General features: G+C 36.9%; 17 protein-coding genes and 1 riboswitch. Of the genes, 8 read left to right on the top strand and 9 right to left on the bottom strand.

Features of this window, described 5'->3' with window-relative positions:
- Positions 1 to 102: 102 nt before the first annotated feature.
- The 3 genes from AB1280_RS16365 to AB1280_RS16355 all read right to left on the bottom strand — a co-directional run bounded on the left by AB1280_RS16365 (position 103) and on the right by AB1280_RS16355 (position 2030).
- Positions 103 to 297 (bottom strand): DUF3926 domain-containing protein, encoded by a 195-nt coding sequence (locus AB1280_RS16365; protein WP_272188760.1) that lies wholly within the window; start codon positions 295 to 297, stop codon positions 103 to 105.
- Complete coding sequence (locus tag AB1280_RS16360) at positions 290 to 1471, bottom strand: ArsA family ATPase (protein WP_429756481.1); 1182 nt, start codon at positions 1469 to 1471, stop codon at positions 290 to 292. The genes AB1280_RS16365 and AB1280_RS16360 overlap by 8 nt, the downstream gene beginning before the upstream one ends.
- A gap of 76 nt (positions 1472 to 1547) precedes the next feature.
- On the bottom strand, positions 1548 to 2030 hold the full coding sequence (locus AB1280_RS16355) for a MarR family winged helix-turn-helix transcriptional regulator (protein WP_429756480.1): 483 nt from the start codon (positions 2028 to 2030) through the stop codon (positions 1548 to 1550).
- Between the two features lie 232 nt (positions 2031 to 2262).
- Between AB1280_RS16355 and AB1280_RS16350 the strand changes: the two genes are divergently transcribed.
- From AB1280_RS16350 to AB1280_RS16315, 8 genes are all read left to right on the top strand, one after another.
- Positions 2263 to 2514 (top strand): YiaA/YiaB family inner membrane protein, encoded by a 252-nt coding sequence (locus AB1280_RS16350; protein WP_272188764.1) that lies wholly within the window; start codon positions 2263 to 2265, stop codon positions 2512 to 2514.
- Positions 2515 to 2675: 161 nt separating this feature from the next.
- Positions 2676 to 2966, top strand: coding sequence for an Asp-tRNA(Asn)/Glu-tRNA(Gln) amidotransferase subunit GatC (gatC, locus tag AB1280_RS16345; protein WP_429756479.1), 291 nt, complete (start codon positions 2676 to 2678; stop codon positions 2964 to 2966).
- A 15-nt stretch (positions 2967 to 2981) separates the two neighbouring features.
- A complete protein-coding gene (gene gatA, locus AB1280_RS16340; RefSeq protein WP_272188766.1) occupies positions 2982 to 4439 on the top strand; it encodes an Asp-tRNA(Asn)/Glu-tRNA(Gln) amidotransferase subunit GatA in 1458 nt (485 codons plus the stop codon).
- A 14-nt stretch (positions 4440 to 4453) separates the two neighbouring features.
- Entirely contained in the window at positions 4454 to 5884 is a 1431-nt protein-coding gene (gatB, locus tag AB1280_RS16335; protein ID WP_429756478.1) for an Asp-tRNA(Asn)/Glu-tRNA(Gln) amidotransferase subunit GatB, read from the top strand.
- Between the two features lie 506 nt (positions 5885 to 6390).
- Complete coding sequence (locus AB1280_RS16330) at positions 6391 to 7293, top strand: diacylglycerol kinase (RefSeq protein WP_429756477.1); 903 nt, start codon at positions 6391 to 6393, stop codon at positions 7291 to 7293.
- Between the two features lie 340 nt (positions 7294 to 7633).
- The gene (gene gabT / locus AB1280_RS16325; RefSeq protein ID WP_429756476.1) at positions 7634 to 8995 is read left to right on the top strand and encodes a 4-aminobutyrate--2-oxoglutarate transaminase; all 1362 of its coding nucleotides are present in this window, start codon (positions 7634 to 7636) and stop codon (positions 8993 to 8995) included.
- A gap of 235 nt (positions 8996 to 9230) precedes the next feature.
- Positions 9231 to 10607: a sigma-54 interaction domain-containing protein gene (locus AB1280_RS16320; protein WP_272188770.1), complete on the top strand. Its 1377-nt coding sequence runs from the start codon at positions 9231 to 9233 to the stop codon at positions 10605 to 10607.
- Positions 10608 to 10763: 156 nt separating this feature from the next.
- The gene (locus tag AB1280_RS16315) at positions 10764 to 12167 is read left to right on the top strand and encodes an NAD-dependent succinate-semialdehyde dehydrogenase (protein ID WP_429757356.1); all 1404 of its coding nucleotides are present in this window, start codon (positions 10764 to 10766) and stop codon (positions 12165 to 12167) included.
- A gap of 45 nt (positions 12168 to 12212) precedes the next feature.
- Here the strand turns inward: AB1280_RS16315 and AB1280_RS16310 are convergent, their stop codons facing one another.
- The 6 genes from AB1280_RS16310 to AB1280_RS16285 form a co-directional block, all read right to left on the bottom strand.
- Entirely contained in the window at positions 12213 to 13442 is a 1230-nt protein-coding gene (locus AB1280_RS16310) for an aminopeptidase (RefSeq protein WP_272188772.1), read from the bottom strand.
- Positions 13443 to 13537: 95 nt separating this feature from the next.
- The gene (locus tag AB1280_RS16305; protein ID WP_429756475.1) at positions 13538 to 14629 is read right to left on the bottom strand and encodes a polysaccharide deacetylase family protein; all 1092 of its coding nucleotides are present in this window, start codon (positions 14627 to 14629) and stop codon (positions 13538 to 13540) included.
- Between the two features lie 127 nt (positions 14630 to 14756).
- Positions 14757 to 15875, bottom strand: a complete 1119-nt coding sequence (locus AB1280_RS16300; protein ID WP_429757355.1) for a polysaccharide deacetylase family protein — start codon at positions 15873 to 15875, stop codon at positions 14757 to 14759.
- 371 nt (positions 15876 to 16246) lie between these two features.
- On the bottom strand, positions 16247 to 17158 hold the full coding sequence (locus tag AB1280_RS16295; protein WP_429756474.1) for a sigma factor regulator N-terminal domain-containing protein: 912 nt from the start codon (positions 17156 to 17158) through the stop codon (positions 16247 to 16249).
- Positions 17158 to 17649, bottom strand: a complete 492-nt coding sequence (locus tag AB1280_RS16290) for an RNA polymerase sigma factor (protein WP_429756473.1) — start codon at positions 17647 to 17649, stop codon at positions 17158 to 17160. The genes AB1280_RS16295 and AB1280_RS16290 overlap by 1 nt, the downstream gene beginning before the upstream one ends.
- Before the next feature lie 126 nt (positions 17650 to 17775).
- Positions 17776 to 18972, bottom strand: coding sequence for a NupC/NupG family nucleoside CNT transporter (locus tag AB1280_RS16285; protein WP_429756472.1), 1197 nt, complete (start codon positions 18970 to 18972; stop codon positions 17776 to 17778).
- Between the two features lie 175 nt (positions 18973 to 19147).
- Positions 19148 to 19249, bottom strand: a riboswitch (purine riboswitch).
- Positions 19250 to 19255: the final 6 nt, after the last annotated feature.

Here is a 19255-nt window from a genome sequence, read left to right as displayed (position 1 = left end):
AAAAATCTACCCTACACATGGAAGTCTTAATTTTGCATGAGATTAAAACTAAGAAATTTAAGTGGAGGAGACCAGGATTTTCCCTGGTCTTTTCCTATATCATTATTCAATTGTCACACGTTTTAAAGAAGTTTCTGCAGGCTGCTTCGGTTCCTTTACATAAGAAGTGAGTTCTTCCTGAAATATATTTAATACCCCTTTTGCGCGCTGCTGAAGCGGGGCAGGTAATTCGTTTATCATATATGCTCCAATCTCAATTTTCGTCCGAATCATTTTGCGTAGTAAGTCTTCACGCATGAACAACACCTCCAAATCGAATATTGAGGACATCGCCTTCAAATTTTGCACCTTGAATGGATAAATGCGTTAATGTTTTTGGTAATGTAATGTTTCGTTTTACGGAACCGGCGCGAATAATTAATTCGTCACCTTTTTGATTTAAAGAGAGTTCACTTTTATCAGAGAATGGGATGGAAAGAACAAAGATATATTCATCCCCGTTTTTGGTGACATACTGCGTCCGGCCGTTGAATTTTACCGCAGTTGGATCGGGATCATGTTTAAATAATGCATCGCCGACACGCTCTAACATAGATAAGCCAACTACTTCTTGTTCAAACATAGGTGCCTCGTAAATAGGAAGCGGCTGAAAACTATCTTGAATTAATGCTTTATATTTTTTTTGCGCATCTTTCCATGCTTGAAAATATGAATCTGTTACGGTATCAGGGATGACGCGATTAATCATGATGGCATCAACATTGTAGTCATATAAATTTAAATATGTGAAGCTGCGCTGTGCTTCTTTAATCACCATTTTTTCTGGATTTACAACAACGCGAATACTCGTTACTTCTCGGTTGGATAAAATCTCTCTCATTTCACCAAGTTGTTCGAGAGTATTTGTTAATTCTTCCATGGTATCGTCGGTAGGAAGGGGGAACCCAATAAGTGGCTGTGCAACGGGCCGTACGACTTTTAATACTTTACGTTTAATTGGAAATAGTTTTTCCATCCACCAGCCGAGCATATCAGGAAAGCTTAACATTGCTAATGTTTCGCCAGTTGGAGCACAATCAATAATGATGACATCGTATGTTTTTTGTTTATAGTAATCTAAAACGCGCAATAAACTAATTAAATCTTCCATACCTGGGAACATCGTAAGTTCCTCTGTAGTAATATCGTCAGCTGCTTTTGATGTAAATAGCAATGTAATATATTTTTGCAATTTCCCCCAGCCTTTTTCCATTTCATAGATTGTATTAATTTCTTGCGCCCATAGGTTTTCACAAATTTCTTGAGGCTCTGATGAAAGCTTCATACCAAAGGAATCTCCTAAGCTATGTGCAGGGTCTGTGCTCATGACTAACGTTTTTAATCCTTGCTTTGCACTTTGCATTGCTGTTGCTGCTGAAATACTTGTTTTTCCCACGCCGCCTTTACCAGTGTATAAAATAATTCTCATCATTTATATCCCCTTTGTTTCGATAGTCGAATATTACGAGAGTCGAAATAAGTTGTTGAATAAAAACCCGCAGAGGGGTCTATTCAATCGGAATGTTTTTCATCTTAGGTGAAGTAAGCTTTTCTTCTGGTTTTGGTTGTGATGTAGCGATATGATTCATGATTTTTTGGAAGATATGTAGTAAAAATGCTTTTTCTTCTTCTGATAGCGCCTCTGTTACAAGGTTAAAGTAATAAGCAGCATTTTGTTTTACTTCTTCTACAAGCTCTATACCAGTTTCCGTTAAACGAATCAATACAATGCGACGATCACTTTCATTTCGGTAGCGCTCAATATATCCTTTTTTTACGAGACGATTGACTACACCTGTTGTTGTACTCATTGGAATATCGAGAAGTTCCGCAATTTTACTCATTGTAATGTCTGTATTTCGCTCCATCCAAAGCAAGCAAAATACTTCTGTTTTTGAAAGTGATAAATCAAGGCTTACCCATTCCTCTGGATAGAAAAGCTTCTTGGCGTTATCAAGCAGTAAGTCTAAAAAATGTTCGTATTGCAGCAATTATTTCCACTCCCGTATATTTCGAGGTTCGTAATATATTTCTCATTCTATGTTCAATTGCAATAAATGTCAATTGTTTTTAAATTTTCAGGCTAAATTCATTTTATTCTTTATAAAGAATTATATATATGCTAGAGTAATACAAAAGATAGGGTATTTTACATATTATTTCATAATATGGATAATAATGAAATATCTAATGGTGAATTGGGCAATGATAAGGGGGATAATAATGAGAAGGAGAAATACTCAAGCGTTCACATTTTTAGCATGGACATCTTTTGTTTGTGCGCTTTCTGGTATGTTAATTGGTATTTATACATTAGAAGAACCACTTAGTGTAAAAGGCTATTATTTACTTGGTACATTATTTTTAACGATGTCTAGTTTTGTGCTGCAAAAAACAATTCGTGATAATGAAGAAGATAATGCAAACAACATCCATACTGAACCAATTTCTAAAAAAGAAACAATTGAGAAGTAAGATGGAATTTTATATAGCAAATTGATAAGGAAGGCGAAAGCCTTTCTTTTTTTGTCTAAAAATGAGTGAAGTGTGCTGTGTTTACTTGCTTGAACTACTGAAAATTTGGTATCATCAATAGTATTGTAGATTGTACGATATATTATGGAGGTGGCCTAGCCGTGTCAAGAATTTCCGTTGAGAATGTAAAGCACGTTGCCCATTTAGCGCGTCTTGCAATTACAGATCAAGAAGCAGAAAGATTTCAAAAACAACTCGATGCAATTGTTACATTTGCTGAGCAGTTAAATGAATTAGATACAACAAACGTAAAACCAACAACTCACGTACTAGATATGAAGAATATTATGCGTGAAGATGTACCTGAAAAAGGTTTACCAGTTGAAGAAGTATTAAAAAATGCACCGGATCACAAAGAGAATCAAATCCGTGTTCCAGCAGTATTAGAATAGAGGAGGGGAATTTCGATGTCATTATTTGATCATTCTGTATCAGAGTTACACAAAAAATTACATAGCAAAGAAATTTCCGTTACGGATTTAGTAGAGGAATCTTACAAACGTATTGCGGATGTTGAAGATAAAGTACAAGCTTTTCTTACATTAGATGAAGAAAGTGCACGTGCAAAAGCGAAAGAATTAGATGCGAAGTTAGGCGCTGAAGATAATGGTTTACTATTTGGTATGCCAATTGGTGTGAAAGATAACATCGTAACAAAAGGTCTTCGTACAACATGTGCGAGCAAAATATTAGCAAATTTTGACCCGATTTATGATGCAACGGTTGTACAAAAGCTAAACGCTGCTGACACAATTACAATCGGTAAATTAAACATGGACGAGTTTGCAATGGGTTCTTCTAACGAAAACTCTGGTTTTTATGCAACAAAAAATCCATGGAATTTAGATTATGTTCCAGGCGGATCTAGTGGTGGTTCTGCGGCAGCAGTAGCGGCAGGAGAAGTATTATTCTCTTTAGGTTCTGATACAGGTGGTTCTATCCGTCAACCAGCTGCATATTGCGGCGTTGTTGGTTTAAAACCAACATATGGTCGTGTATCTCGCTTCGGTTTAGTTGCGTTTGCATCTTCTCTTGACCAAATCGGACCGATTACGCGTACAGTAGAAGACAACGCATACTTACTACAAGCTATTTCTGGTGTGGACCGTATGGACACAACTTCTGCAAACATTGAAGTTGGGAATTACTTAGCTGGTTTAACAGGCGACGTAAAAGGCTTACGCATTGCTGTACCAAAAGAATACTTAGGTGAAGGTGTTGGCGAAGAAGCTCGTGAATCCGTACTAGCTGCTTTAAAAGTGTTAGAAGGCATGGGCGCGACTTGGGAAGAAGTTTCGCTTCCACACTCTAAATATGCATTAGCAACATATTACTTAATCTCTTCTTCTGAAGCGTCTGCAAACCTTTCACGATTTGATGGCGTACGTTACGGCGTTCGCTCTGATAATGTGAATAATTTAATAGACCTTTATAAGAATACACGTAGCGAAGGCTTCGGGGATGAAGTAAAACGTCGTATTATGCTTGGTACATTTGCACTTAGCTCTGGTTACTATGATGCATATTACAAAAAAGCACAACAAGTACGTACATTAATTAAAAATGATTTTGAAAATGTATTTGCAAACTATGATGTTATTATTGGACCAACAACGCCAACTCCAGCGTTTAAAGTGGGCGAAAAAGTTGATGATCCAATGACAATGTATGCAAATGATATTTTAACAATTCCAGTAAACTTAGCAGGTGTTCCAGCAATTTCTGTTCCATGTGGATTCGGTGCAAACAACATGCCACTTGGACTACAAATTATCGGTAAACACTTTGATGAAGCAACAATTTATCGCGTTGCACATGCGTTCGAGCAAGCAACAGACTATCATACAAAAAAAGCAAGTCTGTAAGGAGGCGAGCATAGATGAATTTTGAAACAATTATCGGTTTAGAGGTTCACGTTGAGTTAAAAACGAATTCGAAAATTTTCTCTGCGAGTCCAACAGAATTTGGAGCTGATCCAAATACACAAACAAGTGTAATTGACTTAGGATATCCTGGGGTGCTTCCAACTCTAAATAAAGAGGCAGTTAACTTTGCAATGAAAGCTGCAATGGCATTAAACTGTGAAATCGCAACAGAAACAAAGTTTGACCGTAAAAACTATTTCTATCCAGATAACCCGAAAGCATACCAAATTTCTCAATATGATAAACCAATTGGGGAAAATGGTTGGATTGAAATTGAAGTAGGCGGTAAAAAGAAACGTATCGGTATTACACGTCTTCATTTAGAAGAAGATGCAGGTAAATCAACGCATACAACCGAAGGCTACTCACTAGTAGATTACAACCGTCAAGGTATGCCATTAATCGAGATCGTATCTGAGCCAGATATGCGTACACCAGAAGAAGCGTATGCATACTTAGAAAAGTTAAAATCAATCATTCAATATACAGGCGTATCTGATTGTAAGATGGAAGAGGGTTCCCTTCGTTGTGATGCGAACATTTCCCTTCGTCCAGTTGGACAAGAGAAATTCGGTACAAAAGCGGAATTGAAAAACTTAAACTCCTTCACTTATGTACAAAAAGGTCTTGAGTTTGAACAAGTGCGTCAAGAAAAAGAGCTATTATCGGGTGGTATCATTCAACAAGAAACACGCCGCTATGATGAAGCAACGAAGAAAACAATCTTAATGCGTGTGAAAGAAGGATCTGACGATTACCGTTACTTCCCAGAGCCAGACTTAGTAGAGCTTTACATCGATGATGAGTGGAAAGAGCGCGTTCGTGCTTCTATTCCTGAGCTTCCAGATGCTCGTAAAGTACGTTATGTTGAGGAGCTTGGCTTGCCAGCTTATGATGCACACGTATTAACGTTAACGAAAGAGATGTCTGATTTCTTCGAAGCAACAGTTGCAGATGGTGCAGACGCGAAATTAACATCAAACTGGTTAATGGGTGAAGTATTAGCATACTTAAACAAACAACAAAAAGAATTACAAGACGTAGCACTAACACCAGCTGGTTTATCTAAAATGATTCAATTAATTGAAAAAGGTACAATTTCGTCTAAAATTGCGAAAAAAGTATTTAACGAGTTAATTGAAAACGGTGGAGACCCAGAAGAAATCGTAAAAGCAAAAGGTCTTGTTCAAATTTCTGACGAAGGAGCTCTTCGTAAGGTTGTAACAGAAATTCTTGATAATAATGAACAATCTATTGAAGATTTCAAAAACGGTAAAGACCGTGCAATTGGCTTCTTAGTTGGTCAAATTATGAAAGCGACAAAAGGACAAGCAAACCCGCCGCTTGTTAACAAAATCTTACTTGAAGAGATTAACAAACGATAATAAAAAAAGCAGAGCCGACTGTTTAGCCCTGACGGATAAGGTTCTTTCGCCCAGAAAGTGTTTTTTACTTTCTCATGTGGAAGGTTCTTAGACGCAAAGGGCTAGGAGGCAGAGCTGGACATAAAGAAAAGCGGAGCTAGACAGTAACAACAACGATTAATCAGAAAAGCACCCATACATGGGTGTTTTTCTGGGTTAATCAAACGTTTGTTTAAATGGTATTTCGTTTAAACAAACGTTTGATTAACTGACAAATATAAACAAAAAGCTGTCATGTTAAGTATGGTAAGGTAGTTGCAAAAAGCTTGTAATAATGATAAATCTAAATTTAGAGAGAATTTTTTCAGCATATGAAATAAATAGTTCCTTGATGTGAAAAATGAAGTTATAGGGCTTCGTGAGAGTGAAAAATGGAAGGAGGGTATGCATAGGAATGCTAAGTAAGTGCTTAGCGGCTATTCCTTTCCCTTTTTTGATGAATGAGGGTTTTCCTGTGCTAATGTTATATGAAACGAGCAAGAATTATTTATAATCCAACTTCTGGTCGTGAGTTGTTTAAGAAGAACTTACCGGAAGTACTGCAAAAATTAGAACAAGCAGGATATGAGACATCATGTCATGCGACGACAGGTCCTGGAGATGCTACTGTGGCAGCGAGGCAAGCGGCAGAGCGTAAATTTGATGTTGTGATTGCAGCAGGCGGCGACGGTACATTAAATGAAGTTGTGAATGGGTTAGTTGGAAATGAACATCATCCAAAGTTCGGAATTATTCCAGTTGGTACAACAAATGACTTTGCTAGGGCGATTGGTGTACCTCGTTCAATTGAAGAAGCTGTTGATATCATTTGTGCTGGTCAAACAGTACCTCTCGATCTTGGAAGAGCAAATGATACATATTTTATTAATATTGCAGGCGGTGGCCGCATAACGGAATTAACATATGAAGTACCAAGTAAGTTAAAAACAGTACTTGGACAACTTGCGTATTATTTAAAAGGTATTGAAATGTTACCATCCTTACATCCAACATATGTAGAAATTGAATATGATGGAAAAATATTACGAGAAGAAATTACAATGTTTTTGATTACAAATACACGATCAGTCGGCGGCTTTGAAAAAGTAGCGCCGTATGCTTCTATTAATGATGGTTTGTTTGATTTGTTAATATTAAAAAAAGGATCGATTGCGGACTTAATTAAAGCAGCGACACAAGCGCAGCGCGGTGAGCATATCAATAATCCAAAAGTGTTATATACACAAGCAAACCGAATTAAAGTACATTCAACAGAAAAACTAATGATTAATTTAGATGGTGAATACGGCGGCGATGCACCGATGGAGTTTGAAAATGTGTATCACTGTTTGGAATTATTTATTCCAAATCAAGAAGAAACTACCTTGTAAGAGGTAGTTTTTTTGTGAAGAAAGGAAAATGAATACAAACTGAAAAACCGATATAAAAAATCTTTCTTTTTTGGGGGAGGCGAGAGCAACTGGCCATGCGTAGAAGCGGTCCGTGCCTTTTTTAAAACAAAGGAAGGAAGCGAGAGCAGATCATGCTGTGTTTTGCATAGCAGCTTATATAGAGAAACCTTTTAGATAAGTCATTATAGACTTGAAATGAGTCTTTAATGACTTATTTTTTGTGTCGAAACGTACGGAAGCATAAGAGAATCGTGCATTTATAAGTTGGCACAAATTTTGCATTATAAAAGGAAAATGACTAAAAGAGGTGGAGAATATTATGAAAACAAATTTTGCAAAAGTAAATGAAAATATTCCGGGTTCAAAAGCAGCTTCTTTATTTGAACGCCGTCAAAATATTGTACCAAGAGGAGTAAGCAATGGAATTCAAACATTTGTACAGTCGGCTCAAGGAGCACTTGTGACAGATGTGGATGGAAATCAATTTATCGACTTTGCGGGAGCAATCGGTACAATTAACGTCGGACATTGTCATCCGACCGTTACAGAAGCTCTTCATAAGCAAATCGATCAATATATCCATACAGGTTTTAACGTAATGATGTATGAGTCATATATTGAATTGGCAGAAAAGCTAGCTGCGCTTGCACCAGGTGACTTTGATAAGCAAGTTTTGTTTTTAAATAGCGGAGCTGAAGCGGTTGAGAATGCAGTGAAAATTGCTCGTAAGTATACGAAACGAACAGGGATTATTGCTTTTACAAAAGGGTTTCACGGCCGTACATTAATGACGATGACAATGACAAGTAAAGTGAAGCCATATAAAAACGGATTTGGTCCATTTGCACCAGAAGTGTATAAAGCTCCATTTCCTTACGAATATCGCCGTCCAGCAGGCTTAACAGAAGAACAATATGAAGATTTCATTATTGAAGAGTTTAAGAATTTCTTAATCACAGAAGTTGCACCAGAAAGTATTGCTGCTGTTGTGATGGAGCCTGTACAAGGAGAAGGGGGCTTTATTGTTCCGGGTAAAAAGTTTGTGAAAGAAGTACACCGCTTATGTGCTGAACATGGCATTTTGTTCGTTGCTGACGAAATTCAAACAGGATTTGGCCGTACAGGGAAATATTTTGCGATTGACCATTACGATGTCGTACCAGATTTAATTACGGTATCGAAATCGCTAGGAGCAGGCGTGCCAATTAGCGGTGTAATTGGCCGAAAAGAAGTAATGAATGAGGCCACGCCGGGTGAATTAGGCGGAACATATGCAGGAAGTCCATTAGGATGCAGTGCTGCATTAGCTGTTCTTGAAGTAATGGAGAAGGAAAATTTAAATGCAAGAGCTGTGCATATTGGAAAAGTAGTGATGAATCGTTTTCATCAAATGGCTGGAAAATATGAATGCATTGGTGATGTTCGCGGATTAGGAGCGATGTGTGCCTTTGAATTAGTGAAAGACAAAATAACGAGAGAACCGAATAAAGAACTAGCTGCCAAACTTATTGCAGAAACAAATAAGAGAGGCTTGTTGCTATTAACGGCAGGTACGTACGGAAATGTCGTTCGCGTGTTAATGCCACTTGTAATTACGGATGAGCAACTTGAAGAAGGGCTTATGATTTTAGAAGAGTCGCTTCAATCTTGTTATGGAAAAGTAGATAAAGCGCACGTGTAAAAACCTCTTTCTTTTAGGTGGGCGAGAGCGACTGGCCGTGCTTGAAGCTGTATTAAATATATATTTTAAAAACTTGTTTGCCACTGTTCCCATGCTCCCTGTTATATAATGATAAGAAAGCATTATATAAATTGGACGTGTTTGCATATTATGCCTATTAAAAGATAAACTCTGCGGTATTTCAAAACAGGGTTATGAAACTTTTAAAATATTTAAACCTCAGGGAGTGACTGGGATGGTGGCGGAAAAGGAACGAGCGTTTATGGATTTAAAAGATGTATTTGAATACGCTTTTGATGAAATTTTTGTAACAGATGAGAAAGGGATTGTCGTTCGTGTAAACAGCATGTGTGAAAGACATTACCAGTTACCGGCGGAACAATTAATAGGTAAGAGTGTAAAAGAGCTGCAGAAGGAAGGGATTTTTTATCCATCGGCAACTCTTGAAGTGATTGAAAAACAGAAGCCGATTGAACTTGTGCAAACAACAAAATCGGGAGAGTATTTACATGTTCGGACGCGACCAGTTTTTGATGATCAAGGCAATTTACGAAGGGTCATTAGCTACTCACGTGATTTAACAGAGCTCTATCAATTGCGCCAACAGGTAGAGACAATGACTGATCAATTAAAAACGTATAAAAAAGAATTACGAGAAACATATGAACATGAAGGACTTATTTTCAAAAGTGCGGCGATGGAGAGAATAGTTGGAACAATAAAAAAGGTATCTGTAGTCGATAGTACAGTTCTAGTTTTAGGAGAGACCGGAGTTGGGAAAAGTCGATTAGTACGCCATTTACATGAACTGAGCCACAGGAAAAACGAAATGCTTTATGAAATCAATTGTGCAGCTCTGCCAACAAATTTAATTGAATCTGAACTATTTGGATATGCAGGTGGTTCTTTTACAGGTGCGCATCGTGAAGGGAAAAAAGGGATTTTAGAATTGGCTCATAAAGGAACGCTCTTTTTAGATGAAATTGGAGAAATGCCTCTTGAAATTCAGGCGAAACTTTTACAAGTATTACAGGAAAAAACGTTTCGTTCAGTAGGGGGCAGAGAATTAAAAAAAGTAGATATTCGCATTGTAGCTGCAACGAATAGAAATTTGCAAGAGATGGTGAAGCAGGGAACGTTTCGAAAGGATTTATACTATCGTCTTAACGTTATCCCCATTCATATTCCTCCTTTACGTGAGAGGCAGGAAGACATTTTACCACTCGTTTCTTATTACTTGCAGCATTTTAACGAGAAGTATGGCCGCAATGTGACATTATCCCCGCATGTGTTGCATGCATTTTTAGAATATCCGTGGGAAGGAAACAACCGCGAAATAGAAAATGTAATGGAACGTGTTGTCATTACCGCGGACGAGCTTGTTACAATGGACGATTTACCGTTATCTATGCAAAAATCGACGATTGAGCAATCGGGAAAAAGTTTGTATGAAATGTTAGAAGAAGTAGAGCGCAGTATTATTTTAAAGACTTATAAAGTGCACGGATCAAGCTATAAAGTGGCGGAAGCGCTAAAGATTAGTCAGTCTGCGGCAACGAGGAAAATTAAAAAGTTTATTGAAGAGGAAGGAACTTCAATAAATACAAATTGATAAAATCGCCTTTTTTAGAGGGGCGAGAGCGGGTTATGTAGTGTTCTGCATGATCGCGAGCATCTCATTTTTTATGTTACATAAAAAGGTATATCATAGTAAATATAAAGGAGGACGAACAAATTGGATAAAAAAGCAATATTAGATAAGAAAGCGATGTACATAAATGGTGAGTGGATTCATTTGCATGAGCAAATTGAAATTAACAATCCTGCTACGCAAGAAGTGTTTGCTACTGTTCCGAAGGGCGGAGTAACGGAGGCGAAGCAAGCGGTGGATGCGGCACATGATGCATTTAAGACTTGGTCGAAGTTAACAGCAGCAGAGCGTGCGAATAAATTGAAAAAGTGGTTTACATTAATTGATGAGCATAAAGAAGAAATCGCCTCTATTATGACAAAGGAACAAGGAAAACCGTTTGCGGAAGCGCTTGGTGAAGTAAATTATGCAAATAGTTTTGTAGAATGGTATGCGGAAGAAGGAAAGCGTATATATGGCGAAATGATTCCTGCTTCTCACCCGAATAAACGAATCCTTGTATCGAAACAACCTGTTGGTGTCATAGCAGCAATTACGCCGTGGAACTTCCCGGCAGCCATGATTACAAGAAAAGTAGCACCTGCATTAGCAGCTGGTTGTACGGCAGTTGTGAAACCAGCAAGTCAAACGCCATTAACAGCGTTAAAACTAGCTGAGCTTGCGCATGAAGCAGACATTCCAAAAGGTGTTTTAAATATTGTAACAGGTAGCGCGAAAGCAATTGCTGATACATGGATGAATGATGGACGTGTGAGAAAGGTATCCTTTACGGGATCAACGGAAATTGGAAAAGAATTAATGCGGGGTGCGGCAGAAACAATGAAAAAAGTTTCCCTAGAGTTAGGTGGCCATGCACCATTTATTGTGATGAATGATGCAGATTTAGATAAAGCTGTTGAAGCGGTAATCGGTTCGAAATTCCGTAATGCTGGTCAAACGTGCATTTGTACAAATCGTGTGTTTGTGCAAGAAGATGTATATGAAAATTTTGTAGAGAAGCTTCAAAAAGCTGTCGGAGAATTACAGGTAGGTGACGGTTTTGCAGAGGGAACAACTGTTGGGCCGCTTATCGATCAATCAGCTGTTGAAAAAGTACAGGAACATATAGAAGATGCCATTCAAAAGGGTGGAAAGGTACTGAACGGAGGAGTTGCAGAATTAGAAGGTTACTTTGTTCAGCCAACTGTAATCGGCGAAGCAAATGATGAGATGTTATGTATGACAGAAGAAACATTCGGGCCGCTTGCACCTGTTGCGAAATTTAAAACAGCTGAAGAAGTAATTGAGCGTGCGAATAATACGCCGTACGGCCTAGCCGCATATGTCTTTACAACAAATATTAGCCAAGCATTTCAAATTAGTGAAGCATTGGAATACGGAATTATTGGCTTAAATGACGGTCTTCCATCGGTTGCGCAAGCGCCATTTGGTGGATTTAAAGAAAGTGGTATCGGCCGTGAAGGTGGTCACTTTGGAATTGAAGAGTATGTAGAAATTAAATATATTTCATTAGGACTATAAAAAGAATCGCATCAACGTTTTCGTTGATGCGATTCTTTATTCTTATTAAAGTGCCCAATTGCCTTTACGGAAGATTGGTTCATGAGTACCATCTGCTGTAATACCATCAATATCTAGTTCGCCGGAGCCAATCATAAAGTCTACGTGTGTAATACTAGAGTTTGCACCGTTTTCTGCAAGTTCTTCTTTTGACATTGTTTTACCGCCGTCTAAGTTAAAAGCATAAGCATTACCGATTGCTAAATGGCAAGATGCATTTTCGTCAAATAATGTATTGTAGAACAAAATATTTGTATTCGAAATAGGTGAATCGTGCGGTACTAATGCAACTTCTCCTAAGAAGTGAGAACCTTCATCTGTTTCAACTAAGTGTTTTAATGTTTCTTCGCCAACTTCAGCTTTGTATTCTACAATGCGTCCGTTTTCAAATGTAAGTGTAAAGTTATCAATTACATTTCCAGCATACACTAATGGTTTTTTACTTGTCACATAGCCGTTTACGCCTGTTTTTAATGGCATTGTAAATACTTCTTCAGTTGGAATGTTTGCCATGAATGGTACATTCTTTTCGTTAACGCTGCCAGCACCAACCCATAAATGTTTTTCAGGAAGTTCGATTGTTAAATCTGTGCCTGGTCCTTTGTAAGATAATGCTTTATAGTGTTTGTCGTTTAAATAGTGTACTTTCGTATGTAAGTTATCGTTATGTTCGTTCCACGCTTCAACTGGATTTTCTAAGTTCGCACGAGTAGCTTGGAAAATCGCATCCCATAATTTTGCTACTTGTTCTTCTTTCGGTACATCTGGGAATACTTTTGCTGCCCATTCTACAGTTGGAACAGAAATCACACACCAGCTTACTTTGTCAGCTTGCATATATTCACGAACTGTTTTCATCGCTTCCCCAGCTGCTCGGTTTGCGCTCGCAATACGCTTTGGATCCACACCTTTTAATAAATCTGGATTTTCTGCGTAAATAGACATAAATGCTGCGCCTTCTTTTGCTAGTTCTTCACGTGCACGTGCTTTCCAAGCGGGGAATTCAGAAAAGGCTTCTTCTGGTGCTAAATCAAATTTTAAGCGTGATAATTGCTCATCTACAAAGTCAACGTATACATGTTTTGCTCCAGATTCATAAGCTTTTTTTGTAACAAGACGAACGAACGGAGCAGCTTCAATTGGTGCGCCAATACTTAATGTTTGTCCAGGTTGAATATTTACTCCGATATTTACCGCAAGTGAAGCATATTTTTCTAAAGTTTGCTCAAATGACATATGTATTCTCCTTTGTTTAAATATTTCTTATATACATAATACAGGAAAATTCTGAAATTATAAATAGAACCCGATTGTAAGCGGGTTCTATTTTCTTATTTAATTGCTAACGCAAACTGTTCTACAGTTGTGTTGTTATGAATACGGACACGTTTCATGCGTAATAACTCATCTGCTTCACCTTTTGTAATGAATTGTCCAGGTTTCGTTGTTGTCGCAAATTGATAATATTTTTTCGTTTCTGCAACAACTTGATCATTTACATGGCCAAATGGATAAGCAATCGCAATAACAGGTTTTCCGGTAACTTTTTCAAGTTTCTCCTTCGAACCCCTTAGCTCAGCTTCATAGTTTGTGATTTTTGGTAAATCTGCATGTGTTGCTGTATGAGATTGAACAGAAAAAATGCCGGAGTTCACCATTTCTTTTATATCAGCTGTAGATAGAGAACCGTCTGTATCGATAGAATCAGTAATCATATACTCTGTTGCAGTTGGTTTAAATTTATCATCTTTTAGCTTTTGTAAAATATGAAAAGCGTTTAAATTGTTTTTCATCCCATCATCAAATGTAACGAAAATTGGCTTGTTTACTTTGTTGATGTCGTCCCAACGTTCAAATGTTAAAAGTGTATAGCCATTATCTTTTAAATACCTCATTTGCGCTTCAAAGTTGGCAGGGGAAACAAATAGGTCTTTAATACCGCTTCCTTCTTTATAATCATCAATCGCATGATACATGAGAATCGGTACATGCTGTTGAAAGACAATTGCTGATTTTGTGAGTGGGATTGTTTTTCCATCTTCTTTCACACCATTAGCTTCAATTTGATATTCCCCGCGCTTACCTTCAAATTCTTTCAAATCGAACGGTAAAGAAAAATGATTTTCTTTTTCTTTAGAAGAGAATGTTTTGACATTTTCTTTTCCGTCAGCGGTGCGCCAAATTTTGTATTGCACCTCTGTCAGGGAATCTTTTACATCTTTTATATAGATAACAGTGTTTGTTGACTCGTGTGTAATCGGATTCCACGAAATGGATCCTTGTGGCTGCACTTTCTCTTCTGCCTTCTTAGTGGTTTGCTGCTTGGAAGTTGCTGCTTCTTTTTTCGGTTCTGTTTGCGTTGTATTACTACAGCCAGCGATGAACAGCGTAGAGAGTAGTATAGTAGAAATATATTTTTTCATAGTATAAGCATCCTTTAATCAAAGTATAAGAAGAGGCTGCTTTGTTAATAAAACAGCCTTACAATATATAAATTCATTTTTCCACATATCAGTCGCTGTTATGCGGCAGGAATTTGCATTTATATTATTAATTGCGCTCTCTTACCAATGCTGTAAATTCACCCATTGTTGTTTTAGGTCCGACAAAATGGCGTTTAATTAAATATTGCTCGTTCGGTGTACCTTTTGTCAGATGATTGCCATGATCTGTTGTTACAGCAAACTCATAATATTTTTTTGTTTCTGCAACAGCTTGATCGTTATAAGAACCTACTGGATACGCAAGAGCAATGATTTTTTTGCCAGTAAGATTTTGAATTTTCTCTTTTGAAACGCGTAATTCCTCATCATAATTGTTTGAAAAAGCCATCATCGCATGAGTAGATGTGTGCGATTGGATAGAGAAAATACCGGAATCTACCATCTGTTTAATCTCATCTTTTGAAAGACGATTTGGTGCATCAATATCATTGGCAACGAGAAACTCTGTCGCTGCTGGCTGGAATTTATCATCTTTTAAACCTTGTAAAATTCTAAGGGCATTCATATTATTTTTTCGTCCATCATCTAAGGTGATAAAGACAGGCTTATTGACACGATTTATATCATTCCAACGTTCAAAAGTCAGCAATGTATACCCATTATCTTTTAAATACTTCATATGTAATTCGAACTGTTCGGGCGGTACATACAACCCTAACTCGCCGTCACCTGGTCCAGAGTATTTTTCAATCGCATGATACATTAGAATTGGTACAGATTGTTGGAATGTAATTGTAGATTTCGCAAGAGGTACTTGTGTGCCATCTTCTTTTAATCCTGTTGTTTCAATTTGATATTCTCCGCGTTTCAAATTGAAAGATTTTAAGTGGAATGGGAAAGCAAAGTTATGATCTTTTTCATGTGATGAAAATGTCTGTTTGCTTTCAGGGCCATCAGCAGTGCGCCAAACGTGGTATTGTACTTCTTTAAACGCATCTTTTAAATTGTTCATATAGAGCACAGTGTTTTTTGCATCAGGTGCAAAAGGCTCCCATGTGATGTTCCCTTGTGTTAAAGGAACATCGACTGTTTTTGCTTCAACTTTTTTCGTTTCCTTTTGCTTCTCGGTAGCTGCATCTTTTTTCTGTGTATCACTAGTTACACTAGTGTTGCAGCCTACAAGAATAGTAGAAGAAAGTAAAGCCAATAGTGCATATTTCTTCATCATATCCATCCTTCTATTGTGTATTATATCCTTGTTAATCATATCACTCTCGAAAGGAGAGGGGAATATACTTTTTTGGATAATTACGACAAAGATACTGAATTTTCGCAACTAACAAGGAAGATATATATAAATATCAAAAAAAACGATATAAAAACCCTTTTCTTTTTAGGGAAGGGCGAGAGCATCTGTCCGCGCATAGGAACGGTCAGGGCCTTTTCCTGCCAGGTGCAACATTTAAAACAAAAAAGAGAGACCAAATATTTATCCCGTTATTTGTGGTCAGTTATCCCCCACCTCAAGATTGAGAGAGAATCGAAAAAGATAGGTGAGGGCTGATTAAGGTTTCACTTTATCTGGTCTCTTGCTTATTATTTCTTTGGTTTCATATAAGGGACGATTTGTGCAGTAGCCCCTACAGAAGCACCACGAATGAAACCTTGATTTTCTAAGGCTTTAAAATTTTTGGTTTGACCAGTCAGCATTACCCCTAAAATTTTTACTTCATCAAACTGTTTATTTTTATTTGATTTTAAAAACTTTTGGACTGTTTCGTTACTACCATCTGTATCATATTTTTTAAGTGCATCAATAAAGCTATCGTATGCCTTTTTCGGTGAATCAGATGGATCGAATCCATAAACAGGCATACCAGCAGGTCCCTTACTTTCATCTGCAATTGGTGATGTCATATATAACCATGCGATGTTTAAATTATCGGGAATCTTTGCTTGAATTTCTTGTAATGTATAAGGCTGATCGAAAGAAATCGCAACTTCCGCAACGTGATTTTCCATTTGTGAAATTTCACCTAGTTCATTTTGTACACCATCATAGTACTTTTTAATAGATGGATGATAAAATGTCGCAACTTTCTTCTTTGTTTGTTTATCATACTCATAGAACTCTGTATCAGACCAATAAAATCCTGGTATTAACTCATTGTGATCGATAGTAACGCGAAGCCAATCATACGAACTTGTAAGTGTGCTCCATTGTACTAAATAACCATTAATATTTTTAGAACGATTCGTCACAATGTTACCACCAAACATGGAGGAATTACTTGTAACTTGAGAATTGATTTGAATATTAGGTTCGGCAATTTCATTATGTAAAAAGAGTTGTTCGTGAAGTCTTGTAGAACTTTTTGCTGCAAAGTAATTGCCAACTTTATAAAAGATTAGTAATAGAATAGGTACAACGATAATAGAAGTAATGACGATTTTTAGTAATTGTTTTCGTTTAGCTTTTTTTAAAGCATCTTTTAACGAAGTGTCCATTAATGTTTTCCCCCTATTTTTGAGTGAATCAATTTACGGGAACGATATAACTTTTGTTTTACACTGTTTACTTTAACGTCCAAAATAATTGCAATTTCTTCGTATGAAAAATCATAGTAATACTTTAAAAAGAAAGCTTCTTTGTAGTCTTTTTTGATGTCTTTTAATAAATAGAAAATCTCATCTTTATTTAAAATGGCGTCAAATTCGCTGTCTGTATATTGGAGCTTTGCATAAATTTCCTCGGTTAAGTAGATGTTTTGCTGCTCCTTTTTTCTTTTTAAGTCAATATATTCATTGAGTGCGACTCTAAAAAACCATGGACGTATATTGCTTTCTGTTAGATCATCCAACAGTGTGTACACTTTGTAAAAAGTGTTTTGAATTATATCTTCAGCATCTTCCTTTTTTGCTCCTTTCGCTAGTAATAGGTTGAACACTTCCTCTCCTAAATTGATAAGATAGGAGGCGAGTATATCTTCTTTTTTCATCATTTGTCCTCCCTATACTTATACAACGAATCAATAATAATAAATGTATACACTTAAATGAATCAATTTTATAAGGAAAATAAAAAAATAGCTTCCTATTTTTAAAGATAGGAAGCTATCTGCTAGTTAAATGAATAATCCTGCGATTGTCGCAGATAAAATAGAAGCTAATGTTGAAGCACAAAGGAGTTTCCATCCAAAGCGTGATACAATGCGCCCTTGTTTTTCAGATAGAGCACGAATTGTACCGACGATTGCGCCGATTTGGCTAATGCTTGCAAAGCTAATTAAGAATACTGTAACAATCCCAACTGTCTGCGGAGATAATGTTGTCATGATTTTCTTTAAATCAAGAATCGCAACGAATTCGTTTAATGCGATCTTCGTTCCCATAATACCACCAGCAGAAATAACATCATGTGCTGGAATTCCCATTAAGAAAGCAAATGGTGAAAGAATGTAACCGAAGATTTGTTGTAGTGTAATTTTATAACCAATTGCACCTGAAGCAGAAGAAATTACGAAGTTTACAACTTCCATTACACCGATAAAAGCAATCATTAATGCTGCAACAATTCCGGCTACTTTTAAACCGTCTAAAGCACCGTTAATCATCGCATCAATTAAGCTGTTACCAAACATGTTTTTATCGAACTTTTGGAGCTTTTCATCCTCTTGTGCTGTATCAACTGGTGTTAATAATGAACAAACGATAAGACTAGAGAATAAGTTTAGCGGCAAGGCTATTAATACGTATTTTGTATCTAACATCATCACATAAGATGCTGTGACAGAAGCTGATACAGAGCTCATTGCCGAACAGCAAATGATAAACATACGGTTTGCATTAAAATGTTGTAAATCATTTTTAATAACAAGTAATGCTTCACTTGATCCAAAGAAGACCGAGTTTACAGCGTGGAACGATTCCACACGCGGCAAACCTGTAATTTTTGAAATCGCACCGCCAACAACACGAACGATAAAAGGTAAAATGCCAAGATAACTAAAAATAGAAAGTAGTGCAGAGAAAAAGACGATAATTAATAATACATTGAAGAAAAATACAAAATCTTTATGAATGCCGTTAAATAAAAAGTCCACGCCTGTCGTACCAAGTTTAATTAATTTATTGAAGACTTGACCGATAAAAACGATGATTTGCTGACCAACTTTTGTTCCAAATACAAACCAACCAATTAAAATTTGGAAAACAAGCATAATAATAATAGCGCGGAAATTCACTTTTGCTCTGTTGTTAGAGAAAGCAAAACAAATTCCTAATACGGCAAGAATACCGATAATACTCATTACATAGTGCACAAAATTTTCTCCTTTCAGATGTGTAAATAAATAGAAGAGTAAACCTCAAAGATTTTAAGTCATACGTATGATGTCTAACCTTTAAAATAGAAATAAAAAAAGACCCATACAGATCGACTTTCTTCTATGCGAGAAAGCTAATCAATATGAGTCTTTATATATAATAAAAAAGTTAATATTCATTAGTTTCCCCCATAGTCCAGCAATTTCCGGTTGCCAGGTAGAGACTCTCGATCCATATCATCAAGTATATATGAGGTAACACCATCCGTATGCAATTAGT

This window comes from Bacillus sp. S10(2024) (assembly GCF_050473865.1).
In the GTDB taxonomy this organism is placed as follows: domain Bacteria; phylum Bacillota; class Bacilli; order Bacillales; family Bacillaceae_G; genus Bacillus_A.
Note: the sequence above shows the minus strand (reverse complement) of the source record. Positions and strands in the feature narration are given on the sequence as shown.